The organism is Ruegeria sp. C6 (assembly GCF_056537625.1).
Window position 1 is genome coordinate 219,606 of sequence record NZ_JBQFRW010000002.1, and the last position, 18,331, is coordinate 237,936.

Annotated in this window: 14 protein-coding genes; 8 read left to right on the plus strand and 6 right to left on the minus strand. The window is 56.9% G+C overall.

Annotated elements, in window-relative coordinates:
* Window positions 1–68: 68 nt before the first annotated feature.
* The 3 genes from pta to ACR0MJ_RS08700 all read right to left on the minus strand — a co-directional run bounded on the left by pta (window position 69) and on the right by ACR0MJ_RS08700 (window position 2,681).
* Complete coding sequence (pta, locus tag ACR0MJ_RS08690) at window positions 69–1,076, minus strand: phosphate acetyltransferase (RefSeq protein ID WP_480760605.1); 1,008 nt, start codon at window positions 1,074–1,076, stop codon at window positions 69–71.
* 193 nt (window positions 1,077–1,269) lie between these two features.
* Window positions 1,270–1,980: an aspartate/glutamate racemase family protein gene (locus tag ACR0MJ_RS08695; RefSeq protein ID WP_480760608.1), complete on the minus strand. Its 711-nt coding sequence runs from the start codon at window positions 1,978–1,980 to the stop codon at window positions 1,270–1,272.
* Window positions 1,977–2,681 (minus strand): GntR family transcriptional regulator, encoded by a 705-nt coding sequence (locus ACR0MJ_RS08700; protein WP_170562158.1) that lies wholly within the window; start codon window positions 2,679–2,681, stop codon window positions 1,977–1,979. Before ACR0MJ_RS08700 ends, ACR0MJ_RS08695 begins: the two co-directional genes overlap by 4 nt.
* A gap of 111 nt (window positions 2,682–2,792) precedes the next feature.
* On the opposite strand from ACR0MJ_RS08700, the gene ACR0MJ_RS08705 reads away from it, so the two are divergent.
* Window positions 2,793–4,487, plus strand: a complete 1,695-nt coding sequence (locus ACR0MJ_RS08705; protein WP_480760610.1) for a thiamine pyrophosphate-binding protein — start codon at window positions 2,793–2,795, stop codon at window positions 4,485–4,487.
* On the opposite strand, the gene ACR0MJ_RS08710 is transcribed toward ACR0MJ_RS08705, so the two are convergent.
* Window positions 4,448–5,368 carry a LysR family transcriptional regulator gene (locus tag ACR0MJ_RS08710; RefSeq protein WP_170406952.1) on the minus strand — a complete coding sequence of 307 codons (921 nt, stop codon included), beginning with the start codon at window positions 5,366–5,368 and terminating at the stop codon, window positions 4,448–4,450. The genes ACR0MJ_RS08705 and ACR0MJ_RS08710 overlap by 40 nt on opposite strands.
* A gap of 96 nt (window positions 5,369–5,464) precedes the next feature.
* Between ACR0MJ_RS08710 and ACR0MJ_RS08715 the strand changes: the two genes are divergently transcribed.
* From ACR0MJ_RS08715 to ACR0MJ_RS08740, 6 genes are all read left to right on the plus strand, one after another.
* On the plus strand, window positions 5,465–6,598 hold the full coding sequence (locus ACR0MJ_RS08715) for an enolase C-terminal domain-like protein (RefSeq protein WP_480760612.1): 1,134 nt from the start codon (window positions 5,465–5,467) through the stop codon (window positions 6,596–6,598).
* Complete coding sequence (locus ACR0MJ_RS08720) at window positions 6,595–7,845, plus strand: NAD(P)/FAD-dependent oxidoreductase (RefSeq protein ID WP_170732615.1); 1,251 nt, start codon at window positions 6,595–6,597, stop codon at window positions 7,843–7,845. Before ACR0MJ_RS08715 ends, ACR0MJ_RS08720 begins: the two co-directional genes overlap by 4 nt.
* A gap of 52 nt (window positions 7,846–7,897) precedes the next feature.
* Entirely contained in the window at window positions 7,898–8,872 is a 975-nt protein-coding gene (locus tag ACR0MJ_RS08725) for a TRAP transporter substrate-binding protein (protein WP_480760616.1), read from the plus strand.
* A 70-nt stretch (window positions 8,873–8,942) separates the two neighbouring features.
* Entirely contained in the window at window positions 8,943–9,476 is a 534-nt protein-coding gene (locus ACR0MJ_RS08730; protein ID WP_170406962.1) for a TRAP transporter small permease, read from the plus strand.
* Window positions 9,477–9,480: 4 nt separating this feature from the next.
* Window positions 9,481–10,794 carry a TRAP transporter large permease subunit gene (locus ACR0MJ_RS08735; RefSeq protein ID WP_170393803.1) on the plus strand — a complete coding sequence of 438 codons (1,314 nt, stop codon included), beginning with the start codon at window positions 9,481–9,483 and terminating at the stop codon, window positions 10,792–10,794.
* 6 nt (window positions 10,795–10,800) lie between these two features.
* Window positions 10,801–11,733 (plus strand): hypothetical protein, encoded by a 933-nt coding sequence (locus ACR0MJ_RS08740; RefSeq protein WP_480760619.1) that lies wholly within the window; start codon window positions 10,801–10,803, stop codon window positions 11,731–11,733.
* A gap of 30 nt (window positions 11,734–11,763) precedes the next feature.
* Here the strand turns inward: ACR0MJ_RS08740 and ACR0MJ_RS08745 are convergent, their stop codons facing one another.
* Window positions 11,764–13,080, minus strand: coding sequence for a UDP-glucose dehydrogenase family protein (locus ACR0MJ_RS08745; RefSeq protein ID WP_170406968.1), 1,317 nt, complete (start codon window positions 13,078–13,080; stop codon window positions 11,764–11,766).
* 581 nt (window positions 13,081–13,661) lie between these two features.
* Here ACR0MJ_RS08745 and ACR0MJ_RS08750 point away from each other — a divergent pair.
* Window positions 13,662–16,664, plus strand: a complete 3,003-nt coding sequence (locus ACR0MJ_RS08750; protein WP_480760624.1) for an ATP-binding protein — start codon at window positions 13,662–13,664, stop codon at window positions 16,662–16,664.
* On the opposite strand, the gene ACR0MJ_RS08755 is transcribed toward ACR0MJ_RS08750, so the two are convergent.
* Window positions 16,661–18,322, minus strand: a complete 1,662-nt coding sequence (locus tag ACR0MJ_RS08755; RefSeq protein WP_480760627.1) for a peroxidase family protein — start codon at window positions 18,320–18,322, stop codon at window positions 16,661–16,663. The two genes, ACR0MJ_RS08750 and ACR0MJ_RS08755, sit on opposite strands and share 4 nt — an antisense overlap.
* Window positions 18,323–18,331: the final 9 nt, after the last annotated feature.

Sequence of the window (18,331 nt, forward strand, 5' to 3'; positions counted from 1 at the left end):
ACGGATGGTCCTTTGTTTGTAATGAATGGGTCGCGGGCCTGCGCGATAAAGCAGGCGGGCTGCCGAGTTTAGGGTTCGCGCGCCTGCAGGATGGTCACCGCGATGATCTGCGTCACATCTTCCGCGCTGCATCCGCGCGATAGATCATTGGCCGGTTTGGCGAGCCCCTGCAAAACCGGACCGATCGCCAGATAACCGCCCAGCCGTTGAGTCATCTTGTACCCGATATTTCCGGCATCCAGATTTGGGAAAATCTTGACGTTCGACTGACCCGCGACCGAGGATCCTGGGGACTTTCGCTCACCAATCGACGGCACGAAGGCGGCATCGAATTGCAGCTCTCCATCCACATTCAACTCTGGGTGTTTCGCCCGCAGAATTTCTGTCGCGTTGACGACCTTGTCCACCGCGGGGTGTTGGGCGCTGCCTTTTGTTGAGAAACTCAACATCGCGATCTTTGGCTCTTCCTGCAGCAATGCCCGCGCGGACACCGCTGAAGCGGCCGCAATGTTTGCCAGTTCTTCGGATGTCGGATCGATCACCAAGCCGCAATCTGAATAGAGCATGGCGCGAGCGCCCTCAGCAGCGGCCTCGGGTGGGTACATCAGGAAGAACGAGGATACCATTCCAGCATCGGGCTTCATTCCAATAACCTGGATGGCAGTTCTGACGACATCGCCCGTGGTATGGACCGCCCCGCCCACGGTTCCTGTTGCGTGCCCCATTCGCACCAGCATCGCGGCATAGACCAGCGGCGATTCTGCGGCTTTGCGTGCCTTGGCTTCATCGACACCTTTGTGTTTGCGCAGAGAATGATACTCGGCCGCAAAAGCGTCAGTCAGTTCCGAATGCGCAGGATCATGGATGGCGATACCGTCCCCGGTTGAGCCACCCTCTGCCGCGAGCGCCGCTTTAACGTCGGCCTCAGGTCCAACGAGAATAATATTGGCCAGACCAGCCTTATGGGCGGCTAATCCTCCGGCAACAATGCGGGGATCGGTGCCTTCGCTCAGCGCTACAACTGGGCGGGTTTCCGAGGCACTGGCCGCCAACAGCTCGATCGGTGTTTTCGTCATGCGTCTCGGTTCCTGAACTGTTGTTAATCGGTGTCAGAACAGGTGCCTTGAGGTCAACGATGATCGTTTCGGCGCTGTTCCGATTTCGTTTCTTGATTGCTTGGTTCTGGTTCACCGTCAAGTTGTTGCCGATAGGTCCAGATTCGCCATCTGGCTATAGGCGGCGGCTACTCTGGACTTACTGTTCACTTGATCAGAACCTTGGCGGGTTTAGTCCGGCCTGAAACCAGTTGATGAAAGTAACAATAGAAAACACTGGCAAACCAGTCGCCTGCTGTATGTCCGCCGCGTAAGGGCACATGTTTGTACATTCCAGTACAATTGCACCAAGGTCGGGATTGCCCGCTTGCAGCGCAAGCGCTGCTCCGACATTGTCGTCGCGGGCTTTGTCCACATCCAGCGTCAATGCGTTTTCGAGAATAGCGGTTGTGAATTCGCTGCCGCTTTCGGTGGTGCCAATTGGAGTTCCGTCGGGGACCTGTGCCTTTCGCAGGTGCTCATCCGTAAGTGTTGAGGCGGAGATGGTTAGAATGCCGGCACGCTTTCCTGCAGGAAGGATACGGTTCACCATATCGACCTGCATCATCGAGGACGTCGCGACCGGAACAGGAACCGCCTCGGCCAGTTCATCCTGAAACAGCGAAAGAAAGCCGCAATTGGTGGTGATCCCGTCTACCCCGTCTTTGACAAGTTCCCGTGCGGCATCGATGAACGCTCCAAGCATTCCTTCAGCACCTTGTCGGACCACAAGATCAGGCGAGGCGTTGCGCACGATGCGGTAGAGCACGGGAAACGGCCATGTCCGAGCGTTGCCCATATCACCGGGAATACGTGGAAACTGTGCGTCCAACATCAGGATGCCGACAGATGCGCCGTATATGGATTTTCCGCCCTGCGCGATCATGACTGCGCCTCCTGAATGATGCGGGTCGAGATATCGTCCGACCCTTCCATATAGATGCTTGATATCCCATGGCGCACCGCGTCCTGCACCTGATCCATCCGCTTGTTGATATGGGTGCCCAAAGCCTGCGCGGCCTCATCAGCGTCGCGGTTCATCAAGGCCTGCATGACGCGCTTATGTTCGTCTTTTGAGCGTTGGACCCGGTCCAGACTCATGGAAATCCATCGGATATAGCGAATGCGCTCATTAATCCGCATCAGGGTTTGCAGCAATTCCATGTTGCCAGACAGCCGGGCGATGCCCAGATGAAACGCTTCATCTCGCGTGACGGCTTCTTCAACGGTAAGCCCGGTGATATCGATACCCGTCGCATAAAGTTCGTCGTGAAGCGCCTGCAGTTGTTCTGTGGTGGCTTTGGTGCACGCTGCGCGGACGGCGGCGGTTTCGATGATTTGGCGCAGCTCGAACAGGTCAAAAATGCTTTGGGCATCCAATGGGCGGCAAAAGAAACCCTGTCCCGGGCGGAAGTCGAACAAACGTTCGGCGACCAGCCGGTTCAGTGCTTCGCGCAAAGGGGTGCGGCTGACGCCCAGCTCCTTCGACAGGGCGACCTCGTTCAAACGATCGCCGGGACGCAGGCGGAATGAAACCGCCATGGCCTTCACCTGATCGTAGATATCATCAACGCGTGGACCTGCCATTGGTACTGCCTTTTGGTCGTTGCCCCACAGGTGCCACAGGCCAGTCTTGAAATCAATATACAAAACTGTATACAGGTCTGTGTGCAGATTAGATTGAGGGAGTCGCCGACCATGACAGGAACGAATTACCTGACCGGAGCCGAGGCAATGGTCCGTATGCTTGAGGCGCATGGCGTGAAGCACATGTTCGGCCTATGTGGTGATACAACCTTGCCATTCTATGATGCGCTATCTCGGATGGATCACGGTATTCAGCACATTCTGACGCGGGATGAACGTCATGCGGCCTACATGGCGGATGGTTATGCAAGGGTGACAGGTAAGCCGGGTGTCTGCGAAGGCCCGTCTGGAGGCGGGGCGACATACATCCTACCTGGGGTGGTCGAAGCCAACGAAAGCTCGGTTCCTATTCTTGCGATCACCTCGGATGTGGCGACAACCAGCCGGGGAAAGTACCCGCTGACCGAATTGGACCAACCCGCGCTGTTCAAGCCGCTGGCCAAGTGGAATGCGTCGCTGGATGACGCCACACGATTGCCGGCCATGGTTCGGGCGGCATTCCGTGCAATGACCACCGGTACACCTGGGGCCACACATCTTGCCTTGCCCTTCGATACTCAGAAAGCGCCGGTGGACGAGGCAGAGATATGGGCGGATGCAAGACATCGCAGCTATCCCGCGGAACGTGCAGGCCCCGACATGGATGCGGTCGAGGCGGCAGCAGAGATACTTTCAAAGTCTAAATCCGCTGTAGCCGTTTGTGGCGGTGGACCCGTTCTATCAGGGGCAAGCGACGCACTGCGCCGGGTTGCGGGACTGTTGGATATGCCTGTCGCCACGACCGTGTCGGGGCAGGGCTCGATTGCCGAGACAGACTCGCTCGCGCTTGGTGTTGTCGGATCGAATGGCGGGGTGCCTGCCACCCGCGCTGTGGTAGATGCGGCGGATGTCGTTCTGTTCATCGGATGTCGCGCAGGATCCGTCACGACCGAGCGCTGGAGAAGCCCTGCGCGCGATGCCACCATCATTCATATCGACAGTGACCCGATGGTGATCGGAGCCAACTATCCGACCGAAGTTGCTATTTGTGCCGACGCGCGTCTCGCGCTGGAAGCATTGGCGGACGCATTGGCGGCACGCCAAGACCTGCCCAGGCTGGGCGGTGCGGCCAAATCAAACGCGGCATGGGCGGCCAAATTGGCTACGTTTGCCCCGCTTGCAGCCAGCCGAGAAACGCCGATCCGGCCCGAGGCTGTCATGGCTTCGCTAATGGACATCCTGGATGATGATGCGATTGTTGTCGCTGATCCCGGCACGCCATGCCCATATTTCAGCGCGCATTACCGCTGGCGGACACCAGGCCGGCATTTCATCACCAACCGGGCGCATGGGGCGTTGGGGTATTCATTGAGTGCTGCAATGGGTGCGCATATTGGACGGCCTTCGGTCAAAACCTTGTCGGTGATGGGTGACGGCTCATTCGGCTTTACCTGTGGTGAGTTCGAAACCATGGTGCGGCACAACATGCCGATCACCTCGATAGTATTCTCGAACTCGGTCTTTGGCTGGATCAAGGCCGGACAGGACGCAGGGTTTGGGCAGAGATACTACAATGTTGATTTCAACCGCACCGACCACGCCGCTGTTGCAAGCGCCTTTGGTGTGAAATCATGGACTGTCAAAGATCCCGAAGACCTGTCCAAAGTTCTGAAACAGGCTATCGAGCATGATGGCCCGACATTGGTCGACATTCACTCACAACCGCTTCACGAGGCCGCTGCACCGGTTTCGGAATGGGTGGCATAAGAGGCGATCGAAGGGGTTAGCTGAGCCAGAAAATCCTGTGCAATCGTTGATAGGGGTCGCCCTTTCGCGGTGATAATGGCCAGATCAAGCATTACAGCCGGTCGGAAGGGGCGGGTTTGATACCCGCTCTCGTCGTCAAAGGTGACAGTGAAGGGATCGATCATCGCGACCCCCATGCCCTGCTTGACGAAACTCAGCAGGTTTTCTGACAGATGGGTGTGAATCTGGGTCCGCCAGTTGCGCCCTGCTGATTGGAAGATGTCCCGAGTTCGTCGGTGGGTTTGATGCTCTGGCCCCATCACGATGAATGGTTCGTTTTCAAGGATTTCAGGTGTGAGCACATCATAATCTGCCAAAGGGCTGGTTTCCGGAAAGGTCGCCAGCGTTTCGAATTCAAAGACCTGATAGTTCAGTGTGTCATGCAGAATGGGCATCTCGACAATGCCGATCTCAAACAGGCCAGAGATTACCCATTCTTGAATCTTCGAGGAATACTGCGACTGAAAACTCACCGACAGGTTCGGGCGGCTTTCTGCGAAGCGAGCGATCTCACGCGGCATGAAGCCGAAGGATAGCAGATGTGGTGCGGCGATCTGCAATTGACCCGGATGCTTGTTCTGCAGATCCGTGACCGCCTGCGCCACGTGATCCAGCCCCCGAACAACCGTATCAACCTCGCGGTATAGAAGTTCAGCTTCTGGCGTAGGCAGCAACCGGCCTTTGTTGCGTTCAAACAGCGGCAAACGAGCTTCGCGCTCTAGCTGTGCCAACAGATTGCTGATCCCGGGCTGTGAAATCCCAAGCACCGAGGCCGCACCCGTGACAGTGCCGGTTTCCATGATGGCGTGAAAAGCCTGTAGCTGACGAAATCGCAGGGACATCGCTATAGTATCATTTTTCCTGATGACCTCTAGATAATATAGTATTTGAAATGATATCCCCGTCAAGGCAGGCTTCGGCCATTGGCAGGGGGTGCAATGGGCGATCTGACACAGAAAATCATCGGCTATGATCTCTGGCACCTTGAGTTGCCCGTGACGTCTCGCCGTGATCATGGCATCGGGTCCGTCGAAGGAACATGCGAAGTCGTCGTCCTGCGGCTGAGATCCGAGGACGGCAATGAAGGATTTGGTGAGGCCTCTCCCTGGTCTGTCTTCACGGGCACCCCAGAGGCCACTTATGCAGCCCTTGATCGCTATTTGCGCCCACTTGTGGTTGGGGCCAGAGTGGGCGACCGTTCAGCGATCATGGCACAGGCAGCTTATGCCGTGGCTCATTGCACCGAGGCAAAGGCTGCATTGGAAACCGCTTTGCTGGATCTTGCGGGCAGAATCAGCAAGGTTCCTGTTTGGTCTCTGCTGGGCGGGAAGTGCCGAGGAACCATTCCACTCAGTTGCTCAATTGCGAACCCGGATTTTGCTCAGGATGTTGAGCTGCTGGCACAATTGCAGGCCGATGGCGTTCGGATTGTAAAGCTCAAGACCGGGTTCAAGGATCACGCCTTCGATATCATGCGGTTGGAATATCTCGCACAGAACCATCCGGATTTCAGGGTTCGTGTTGATTACAATCAGGGGCTCAGTATCGAGGACGCACCGGCTCAGGTTCGCGATGTTGCGCAATTCGCTCCGGATTTCATTGAGCAACCTGTCCGCGCTCATCAATTCAGCATGATGGGCAAGTTGCGACAGATGATTGACGTCCCACTTCTGGCTGATGAGAGCGTCTTTGGCCCCGAAGACATGGAGCGGGCAGCGCGTGACGGTATCTGTGACGGGGTTTCAGTGAAAATCATGAAATCCGGTGGCCCGACACGAGGCCAGACTGTGGCCCGTATCGCTGCAGCACATGGTCTGACAGCCTATGGCGGTGATATGTTCGAGGCCGGATTGGCGCATCTGGCGGGCACACATATGATTGCTGCAACACCTGAGATAACGTTGGGCTGCGAATTCTATCAAGCCTCCTACTTCCTGAAAGAGGACATTCTTGAAAGCCCCTTCCAAGTAAGCAGCGGCGAAGTTGTAGTCCCTGACGCACCCGGCCTCGGCAACAGGCCTGATGTAACCAAGCTTGAGCATTATGCAGTGGCCAAGGCGGTGGGGGCATGAGCGAGAAGAAGACAATAGCGATCATCGGCGCTGGGATTGTTGGCGTTTCAGCCGCAATCTGGCTGCAGCGGGATGGTCACGAGGTAATCCTGATCGACAAGGCCGGACCGGGAGAGGGCACCTCGCACGGCAATGGGGGCGTTTTGGCGTCATGCTCGATTGTTCCGGTGACTGTTCCAGGGCTGCTCCGGAAGGCGCCCAAAATGCTGCTCAGCCCGTCACAACCGTTGTTTCTGAGATGGGGGTATCTTCCAAAGCTGATTCCTTGGCTAACCCGCTATCTGAGTCATGCGAATGCATCAGATGTGGAACGCATAGCGTCAGCTTTGACGCCAATTGTTGGCGATAGCCTGAACGACCACAAAGCGCTGGCCGAGGGCACAGGCGCTGAAAAGTGGATCGTGCCGTCTGACTATCTGTTCCTGTACAAGGACCGCGCGCATTTCAATGATGATGCGTTTGGCTGGGACATTCGGCGCAGGAACGGATTCACATGGGAAGAATTGGAAGGCCCGGGCTTTCACGCCTATGATCCGGTCTATAGTGAAGATATCGGTTTTGCGGCGAAACTTTCGGATCATGGCCATATCACGGATCCTGGTCGGTACGTCAAAGATCTGGCGGCGTATGTCGAGGCACATGGGGGCACAATCCTACGTGCAGCGGTCGATGACGTGGTTCAGGAAAATGGTCGCGTAACCGGTATACGGGCGGCAGGCGAAACCATCGCGTGTGATACGGCAATTGTAACTGCGGGCGTTTGGTCGGGACCTTTGGCTAAGCTTTTGGGCATTTCTGTTCCCCTTGAAACCGAACGCGGCTATCATCTTGAATTGGTGGAGCCTTCTGCCATGCCGCGCAGTCCGGTCATGGTGGTTTCCGGCAAATTTGTCGCCACACCGATGGATGGCCGCATTCGTTTGGCTGGCATCGTGGAATTTGGCGGTCTTGATGCGCCACCCTCACGCGCGCCGTTTGAATTGATGCGCAAGAATGCCCGGATGGCCTTCCCGGGTTTGACATGGAAGGAGGAAGTGGAATGGATGGGGCACCGCCCAGCACCAACCGACTCGATCCCGATTATCGGTGAGGCTCCGGGGATTAGCGGTGCGTATATGGGCTTTGGGCACCATCACATTGGCCTGACAGGCGGGCCGAAAACGGGGCGACTTCTGGCCCAAATAATTGCGGGCAGAACACCGAACACTGACATGAGCGTCTACGCGCCCTCGCGTTTCGCAACATAGAAATGACTGGCGAAGAACGCCGGCGTCTCAAAACTCAACAGGGAGAAACATGATGAAAAAACTGACAAGCCTTCTGGCAGCAACCGCTCTGACGGCTGCCGCAGCAGCGCCAGTAATGGCAGAGAAATGGGATATGCCGATGGCCTATTCGGCATCAAACTTCCACTCGGCCACGGGCGCGGAGTTCGCCAAATGTGTGACCACCGGCACAGGTGGTGAGATTGAGATTGTCACGCACCCTTCCGGCTCGCTGTTCAAAGGTGCCGACATCAAGCGTGCGATCCAGACCGGGCAAGCCCCGATTGGTGAGCGTCTGCTGTCTGGGCACCAGAACGAAAACGCGCTGTTCGGCTTTGATTCCATCCCGTTCCTGGCCACGTCATTCGATGATAGCGCCAAGCTGTGGGATGCGGCAAAGCCGTCCATCGAAAAGCTGCTGGCTGAACAGAACCTGACGCTGCTTTACGCCGTGCCTTGGCCGCCTCAAGGGTTGTACTTCAAGGACGAGGTGAACTCGGTCGCGGATATGGCGGGGATCAAGTTCCGCTCCTATAACAACGCCACCTCACGCCTGGCCGAACTGACGGGTATGCTGCCCGTCACCATCGAGGCGGCTGAGATCAGCCAGGCCTTTGCCACCGGAGTAGCGGATTCCATGGTGTCTTCCGGGTCGACCGGCTATGACCGGAAGGTCTGGGAAAGTCTGAACTACTTCTATGAAGTGGATGCCTGGTTGCCGCGCAACTACGTGATGGTCAACTCAGACGTCTGGGCCGATGTCTCGGATGCGAACAAGAACGTCATCAAAGGCTGTGCGGAACTGGCCGAGTATGCAGGTAACTGGCGTGCCAAGGAATATACCGGCTTTACGCTTCAGGGTCTGCGCGATGGCGGCATGACCGTTGGTCCTGCGTCCGAACAGATGACGAATGAGCTGAAAGAAATCGGCGTCACCATGACCAACGAATGGCTTGAGGCCGCCGGTGACGAAGGCAAAGCCATCGTCGACGCGTTTAACTCTCAATAATCATTCGAATGCGGGCGGCAGTTCATCCTGCCGCCTGCTCCCAATCCACAAAAAGCACAGCGGGGACAGCATGGCGGCAATGCGAGGGCTCAGGTCCGTACTGGATTTCATTTATCTGGCAGCAGGGGTTCTGGCGGCGCTCAGCCTGATTGCCATTCTGGTGCTCATTGTGGTGCAAATGCTGGCCCGTTGGACCGGCGAAGTTTTTCCCGGCGCGCCGGATTATGCTGGATACGCGATGGCCGCTGCGTCTTTTCTGGCCTTCGCCAACGCCCTGAACCGAGGCAGCCATATTAGAGTCTCCATTCTCCTGAATGCGGTTCCCGATGGCTTTCGCAGAATTCTGGAAATCTGGTGCTTTGCGATTGGTTCGGCGGTCATGTGGTATTTCTGCTGGTATGCCTATCGCTTTGTGTACTGGAGCTGGAAGTTCAACGATATCAGCCAGGGGCAAGATAAAACCGCCCTTTGGATACCGCAATCTACCATGCTGATCGGAGCGGTCATTCTGGCCATCGCGCTGACCGATCACCTGTTCCATGTCCTGTTCAAGGGTGATCACCGCATCACCCGCGATCTGGCCGATCAGAGCCACGGAGAGTAAGAGCATGGAAAATATATCCGTTATTATCCTCTTCCTCTTTGTCCTTTTCACCTTGCTGGGCACCGGTGTCTGGGTCGGGCTGGCCCTGATGGGCGTCGCCTGGGTCGGGATGGAGCTGTTCACGACACGCCCGGTGGGTGATGTGATGATCACGACGATCTGGTCGGCGTCCTCTTCCTGGACGCTGACCGCCTTGCCTATGTTCATTTGGATGGGCGAAATCCTCTACCGAACCCGATTGTCCGAAGACATGTTCAAAGGCCTGTCGCCGTGGATGGCACCTTTGCCCGGCGGGCTGGTCCACACGAATATCGTAGGCTGTACAGTGTTTGCTGCGGTCTCGGGTTCTTCGGCGGCGACGCTGACTACGGTTGGCAAGATGTCGATCCCGGAACTGCGAAAGCGCAACTACCCCGAACGCATGGTCATCGGCACGCTGACGGGTGCGGCTACGCTTGGCCTGATGATTCCGCCGTCGCTGACCTTGATCGTGTACGGCGTTACGATCAACGAGTCCATCACCAAGCTGTTCTTTGCAGGCATCCTACCCGGTCTTGTGCTGGCTGCCATGTTCATGGGCTATGTCGCCATCTATTCCAAAGTTGGCAAAGACTGGAACCCCAACGATGAGAGCAAGTTGACCTTTTCCGAAAAGGTTAAGAACTCTCGCTTTCTGTTGCCAGTGATCCTGCTGATCATGGTGGTAATCGGATCGATGTATCTGGGTTATGCTACGGCGACCGAGGCGGCGGCTTTCGGTGTGATTGGTGGACTGCTACTGGCAGCAGGGCAGGGATCGTTGAACTGGAAGACCTTCACTGAAAGTTTGATGGGCGCGACCCGCACCAGTGCGATGATTGCGCTGATCCTAGCGGGTGCTGCGTTCCTGTCATTGTCGATGGGCTTTACCGGCCTGCCGCGCGGGCTTGCGGATTTGATCGCGGGCTGGGAACTGACCCGGTTCGAACTGCTGATGGTTCTATTGGTCTTTTACGTCATACTGGGATGCTTCCTTGATGGGATTTCTTCGGTTGTGCTGACTATGGCCGTTGTCGAGCCTATGATCCGGGACGCCGGGATCGATCTGATCTGGTTCGGGATCTTCATCGTGGTCGTTGTCGAGATGGCGCAGATCACGCCGCCCATCGGTTTCAACCTGTTCGTGATGCAGGGCATGACTAACCATGAAATGAGCTATATCGCCCGCGCTGCGATCCCGATGTTCCTGATCATGGTGCTGATGGTGTTCGTTCTGATCTGGTTCCCCGAGTTGGCGACGTGGCTGCCCGAAAACCTGCGTCAAAGCCCCGGTGGGTAGACGCCGTTGAACCCGCTTCACCTCGCGGCGCGTCACGGCCCATATGTGTTAGTATCGGGCCTTGCCGCAGGCCTTCTGCTGCCGGGGCTGGCCGCACCGATGCGGCCTCTCTTACCGCCCTTGGTCATGCTCCTGCTGTTTTTGACGCTGCTGCGAATGCAGCCGGGGGCCATTGTGGGTTCGCTGGTTGACCTGCGAAAAGTTGCGGGAACGATTGCCGCCTTTCAATTGGTTTTGCCGTTGTCTGTCGTTGGGATTGGAATTGCCTGCGGATGGACCGGTTCGCCAGTTTTTTTGGCATTGCTTGTCATGGCTGCAGCCCCATCAATATCCGGCAGCCCCAATATGTGCCTGATGATGGGCTATTCTGCGGAACCGGCGATGCGACTGGTCGTGGTTGGAACGGCTGTTTTGCCACTGACCGCGTTACCGATCTTTTGGCTGATGCCGGAATTGGGTGATCTCAAGGCGGTCCTGATGACCGCGCTTCGGCTTTTTCTTACCATCACAATAGCGATTCTCGCGGCTGTCATATTGCGCCGCACGGTGCTGCGCCAACCTTCAAAGTCTACGCTTTTGAACGTAGAAGGTGCGGCAACGATTACTCTGTCCGTTTTCGTTGTTGGCCTGATGCCATCATTGAGCGCAACCGCACTTGTGGACCCGCGTGTCGCGCTGTTCTGGATCGCGTTTGCCTGTCTGATCAACTTTGGGGCTCAGGTTGTCTCATTCCAATTCACACGAACTCGAATGCCCGGGGCCGAGGCTACGGCGGTGTCTCTGATCGCCGGAAACCGGAACATCGCGATATTCTTCGTGGCACTGCCACCTGAAGTGACCGCGCCGATCATGGTGTTCATCGGGGCCTATCAGATACCGATGTATCTGACGCCGCTGATCATGCGCCGACTGTATCAGACGGCTGCCACAACCAGTTGATTTGGGTGAGAGGCATTGGCGGTGCCAGCCCTAACGCTGATCCCCAACCCCGACGCCGACATAGGTCTCAAATCCCGATCCCAGAACCATCGTCGACGAGTAGATATTGCGCAAGTCGACCATGCGGGGCGATTTCATCGTCTCCGCCAGCTCGCTCAGGTTCAGGGCGCGGAACTCGTTCCATTCTGTCAGCAAGACAACAACGTCCGCATCTTTGGCCGCGGCGTAGGGATCATCCATCCACTTGACGCCAGGAAGCAGTGCTTCCCCCTCGGCACGGCCTTGCGGATCGACAACGCGGACCTGGGCACCGCCACCGATCAGGGCGGGAACGATAGTCAGGGAAGGTGCGTCGCGCATATCATCGGTGTTGGGCTTGAAAGTCACACCCAGAACCGCCACGGTCTTGCCATTGAAGCTGTCATCGCAGGCATCCCGGATCTTCTCGATCATCCGCTTCTTGACCTCATCGTTCACACGAATGACGGTTTCGGTGATCTGCATCGGGTGGGCAAAATCCTGTCCGATCCGGGCAAGTGCAGCGGTGTCTTTCGGAAAACACGAGCCGCCATAGCCAGGGCCTGCGTGCAGAAACTTGTTGCCGATCCGCCCATCCAGACCAATACCGCGCGCCACCTCTTTGACATCGCCGCCTGCCCGCTCGCAAAGACCGGCGATTTCATTGATGAACGTGATTTTGGTCGCCAGGAATGCGTTCGCCGCGTATTTGATCATCTCGGCGCTTTCTAGATCAGTGGTCAGGATCGGAAAGTCACGCAGATAAAGCGGGCGGTAAATCTCGGCCATGACATCCGCCGCTCGTTCGCTTTCGACCCCTACGACAACACGATCCGGGCGCATAAAATCATCAATTGCAGCGCCCTCGCGCAGGAATTCGGGGTTCGATGCGACGTCGAATTCCGCCTTCGGATTTGCACCCGAGACAACTTCATGAACCTTGCGGTTGGTGCCGACCGGGACAGTCGATTTGGTTACGACAACCGTATATCCGGTGATGGAATGAGCGATTTCTTCGGCGGCGGCCATCACATAAGTCAGATCAGCGTGCCCGTCCCCGCGTCTCGTAGGTGTGCCCACAGCGATGAACACCGCGTCCGCGCCGTCGACCGCAGCGGCCAGGTCGGTGGTAAAGGTCAGGCGGCCAGCAGCCACGTTCTTAGTCATGAGCACATCAAGGCCCGGCTCGTAAATCGGCACCTCTCCATCCTGAAGCATCTTGATCTTGCGATCGGATTTATCGACGCAAATCACATCATGGCCAAAGTCCGAAAAGCAAACCCCGGACACCAAACCGACATATCCCGTGCCAATCATCGCAATGCGCATTTATCGAATTCCTTCCTTTGGGTTTCGCCAGTGGCGTATTTCATGGTCTCTTTCAACCGCTGAATTGAGAGCTTTTAGGGCTCGATAGTTACAACCGCTTAGGCATTGCCGGCTTGCTTTCAACAACAGCTCGGCACTTCTGAGGTGTTGCGGGCGATAGGGCAAAATCATCAGACTGTTTCTTGGCGACCGAATATGCTTGTTGTGGTGAATTGTTCAAGTGCTGTTCGTGGCTTGCGTTGAACTGGCTATCTGGTCTCGGCGAAGAACGGCGTGTTACGATCAAGATTCGTTGCCAGATCGGATTTCCGACGATGACATTCGTTCGACCGCAGGCGCGCATTCTCAATCCTAAACGTAATATCAGGCACTTCTTCGCTTCAGCAGGCGTTGGGCATAGCCAGAATGCGAAGCTTCATATAGTCTCACAATCAGTTTTCGTGGTGTCGAGCGGCGGCGCGTACAATCTGTTAATTATTTTAAGGCTTCGCGATGGGGGGCATGTTCTCGTTTTTGGGTTCCGGAGAAGGCGTTGGCCTTAAATCTCCACGCCGCATGAGCGCCGGTCGCGGAGCGCGCTGATGGTGCTGCACCCCACCGGCCCGGAAACTGATCTTGGCGCGATGGAGCACCGCCATCTGACTGTCATGATGGTGGATCTTGTCGAGTCCACGGTATTGGCTCAAATGCTTGAGCCCGAAGATTTGCTGTCCACGACATTACGTTATCATAAACTGGTCGAACAAATTGCCGATGAGTTCGGGGGCAGGGTGCTGCAGATCGTGGGCGACGGTATCCTCGTCGCCTTTGGTTGGCCTGCTGCGTCTGAAAATAATGCCGAGCGCGCTCTACGCGCGGCGCTGCGCATCCATACTGATCTGCCCGCAATGGCGGGTCCGCTCGATCTCAGGTGTCGGATTGGGATCGCATCCGGCGTAGTTCTTGTCGGGGACATCGCGCTTGGGACCAATATTCAACCCGACGCGATTTTTGGATCGACGCTAAATCTTGCGGCACGTCTTCAGTCGTTGGCGACCCCCGGCGGAACAATGGTTTCTGCGGCAACACGAGCGCTTGGGGCCGAGCAAATGGAGTTCGAGCCGCAAGGCGTCCAGAACCTCGCGGGGTTCGACCGGCCTGTTCCAGTTTATCGTTTGACCGGTGAAGGCAAGGATCAGGCACGCCGCCATAACCGCACCCCGTTGCTTGGCCGCAAAGCCGAACGCGGACAACTCCGCCGCGCGTGGAAAGACGTGGAAGCCGGAAGAGGGCGGGTGATTCACATATTGGGTGAGGCAGGGATTGGCAAATCGCACCTGATCCGTGATCTGCGTTCGTCGGTCGGGCCGCAGGCATGGGTGACCTATCACTGCAGCCCGTTCCATGTCAGCACACCGTTCTTTCCCTTCATATCACAGGTCGAACGGTGGTGCGGCATCCACAATCAGGACGATATTGCCGCGCGTCGCAACCGGTTGTCAGAACATCTGAGCGATATTCTGGACGACGCGCAACTTCGCACGCTGTATTTCATTCTTGCCCCGGGCCCTGGCGACAGCGGGACGACCAGTGAGGACGAACTGCGCGCGCAACTGAGTGACATATTCATCCGCGTCTACCAAAAACTCAGCCGAGAGGGGCCGGTGCTTGTCGTGGTTGAGGATATGCAATGGGTCGACCCATCGACCCTTTCGGTGCTGCGCGACGTGGCCGAGCATCTGACATCACTTCCCGTCCTGATGTTGATGGTTTCGCGGATGCCGGCGCCATCAGCGATCAAAGAGAGCATACCGTCTCTTGAGCAATTGTCGCTTCCACCGCTCGATGATGCGACATCGTCAGAACTGGCCAAGGCGGCCTCGGGTGAGCGCCTTGACGACCGCACCACGGCGCAGATTTTGGCGCGGGGCAATGGCGTGCCCCTTTTCATCAAGGAGTGCTCTGCCGCCATCGCTGCGTCGCCTGAACGTATCGTGGACAACATTCCCGCCACCTTGCATGACCTCCTGGCGCAACAGGTTGACGAGGTCGGAGAACTCCGACGTGCCGCGATCGAGGCCGCTGTTATTGGTGGTGCCTTTGGGGCGCCTTTGCTGGCTCAGATCAGTGAACTGACTGAAGACGAGTCCGAAGACGCGATCTTTGGGCTCGCCGCCACGGGTATATTGCAACATCTGCCCGGCGCGAATGACGACGCCGAAATGATATGGCGGTTCCGCCATGAATTGGTGCGTGAGGCGGCATATCAAAGCCTTGTGCGGGACCGTCGCATTCATTTGCATCGACGCACGGCAGAAGCCCTTGCCGCCCAACCGGAAGCCGCCCGACAGCCTGAACAAATAGCGCGGCACTGGGAACTGGCCGGTGAAACAACGAAGGCGGTGGCCGCCTGGTCGGAGGCCGCGCGGCTGAACCTGAGGCGGCACGCAAATCGCGAAGGGGCTCAGCATGCCCGAAACGGATTGCGGCTGTTGGACGAGTTGCCAGCAGACCAACGCGATGAAGCTGAATTGAACCTGCAATTCCTTCTGGCCGCTGCCGAACGCGTGCATGTCGGTTATGGTGCCAAGCCCGCAATCGATGCCTTTGGGCGCAGTTTTGAACTGGCTGAAAAGCTGGGCGACAGGCGTACTCTTGTGCGCGCGGGCAGGGGTCTGTTTACCGCTGCAATGGTCAAAGGTGATTACCAGAACGCCGAGCAATGGGGGCAAGCGATCATCGATGCGTATGACGATCACCACACCCGAATGGTCGGAAACTACATCTGTGGGGCCGCGCTGTCCCCGCGCGGTCGGTTTCAGGATGCGGCAGCAGCTCTGGAACAAGCGGCGTCTCATGCGGATGCGCATCGCGCCGAAGCTGGAAACAGCCCCGATATTGCAGCCGTGATACAAATCGAGAGTATGAGCGCGCTGGTCGACAGCTTTCAGGGCAAAACTGAAGTGGCACTCGCCAAAGCCAAGCGGGCAGTTGACGCCGCGATGGCGTCGGGCCAGCCCTTGATCATTGCAAATGCAATGCACTGGTTGACCGAAATCCACATGCAGATGGACCACCCGGATTATGCGCGTATGGCCAAGGCGCTGAGCGCGGCTGTTCAGGACAAGGGCGGCCCTTATTACCAAGCTGTTGCGACGGCCCATCTTGCCGGGGCTGCCATCAGAACCGGCGAGGCCACAGAGGGCGTGGCCATGCTGCAGGCCGCTTGGGGAAGGATGCACGCAACGGGTGCCGAGGCGGCTGGCGTGCTCGTCAACGCCGAGCTCGCACGGGGCTATCTTGCTCTGGGTGAGATTCAGAAAGGGTTGGATGCGGTGGAGGCTGGTCTGACATGTGCAGAAAACACTGACGAGCGGAACTATGAGGCTGAAATCCACCGGATCAAGGCAGCCCTTCTACTGGAACAAGGTGCTCCGTTCGACGCGGCTGAGGCGGCTTTGCGTGAAGCTATAGCCGTGGCGAATGATCAGGGCGCGGCGCTGTATGAATTGCGCGCGCTGAGTGATCTTGCCTGCATCCGGCCAGCCGATACGGAAGTTGCCGCGCGGATTACTGAGCTGGAAGAGCGCGCGGTCGCGTCTTAAGTCCCGCCGGGACGTCGACCTAAAGTGCAGTCTTCGGGTTGCAGGTCCAAGCCAACAAAACGCGCCAACTGCGAGAATGACGAAGTTTTCTTCAGCAACTGAAAACCTTTCTCTGAAAAAGTCTCAGCCGAGTACAAATTTTTGGATACCATCGGGTTGTTCATAAGCTGCGTGATCGCGTCATACGCCACCATCGATGTCATCAGATCGCCCATGATCACATCGCCCTTGTGCTGTTCCGCAAAGAGACCAGGGAACAACTCGACCCTATTGACGTCGCAATAGAGCCGGCTCAGGTCGGCAATCAATTCTTCCGCAAACGGCTGATCACCAATCATCTCAGTAAAGCTTGAATGCGGTTTGCGGCAGAAATGATGACGATAAGTGTTCAGCGACGGAAGACGCGCCTTACGCGTCAGGGCAATTGTAGCTTCGACAGGGGCAGGAGCACCGGGCGCAGGCCTTTGGAACAGGAAATCGGGCGTGTTGCGCAGCGACATGCGGGCCGCAGGTTGGCGCGACAATGATCGGATCATTTCCGCCAAGCCTGTTTGTTCGACCAGTCGTGGATTGAATCTGAACCCCTCCGGGCCAACTTGTGCGCCGTCGATTATGAATCGCTCGGGAATCATCGAATGCCAGCGGTAGAGCAAATTGAACTCAATCGCGATCTGGTTGGAATGATGCCACGGTTGCCAGCGATTGACGCCAACGGGTAGTTTGAAAGGCATATTGGCGATGTGGGCGATGTAGTCCTCAAGCACAAGCTTGATCAGCAATGCGATCAAGGTGCAGCGTGTAGTCTGGAACACACGCTCTTTATCCCAGCCTGATATGCCGCGCTTTTGGCGCCACAACAGATCGGCAAAGGTGTTATGGGCACGCAACATCAGTGTATTGATCGCGATATAGCCTATGGTACCATTGCCATTATCGAGCCCGGTTGCATGAAAATCGAGCAGTATCTGGTCAATCGCGTGATCGCTGAGACCCGGATGCGCCCGTTTCACCGCATTCCACAGCTTGCATGGATCGTGAAGGGGCTTTCCGCAATTCTCGCCAGTGGCAAGACTGCCATCAAAGGGGGGCGCAAGCTTAACACCACCGGATTGGTTCTTTTGAAACAGCTTCGGGGCCCACATCTCGCCTTGTGTATCCAGACGAAAGGCCAACCGGTGGGTTAATTCATAGGTATCGGGATCGCGTTCGCGCAGCATGTCGGTCTGAAAATCGTTCAGCCCGTAGATTTGGCACAGATCGACCTCGTGGTTCGAATCCGTCTGATCAACCGGTCCCTTCGCCCCAAAGGTGCGCAGGAAACTGTCAGTAAACCATTGTGCGGCCGAGATAAACAAAAGTGTCGATCCTTGCGGGCACATCAAGGTAAGCGGGCTGCCATCCATTTGTGTCCGTCGGCGAAAGAGATCAACAACTTCGCTTTCCGACGGCAGGACGGGTGAGAGGTCTTCTGGCGTTGTATGCCGACCGATCCAGCGATGGGAAAACACGCCGGGCCATGTCGTGTAGTCTGCGCCCATCGTATAGGGCCGCGGTCGGTGGATCTTCGCGGCGTTTGCAAGCCTGATCGCGGCCAAATAGCTCGTAACGGGTGGGGAGATCTCGAATCCGAGTTTGATCAGATCATCAACGTCCAGCATCAATACATC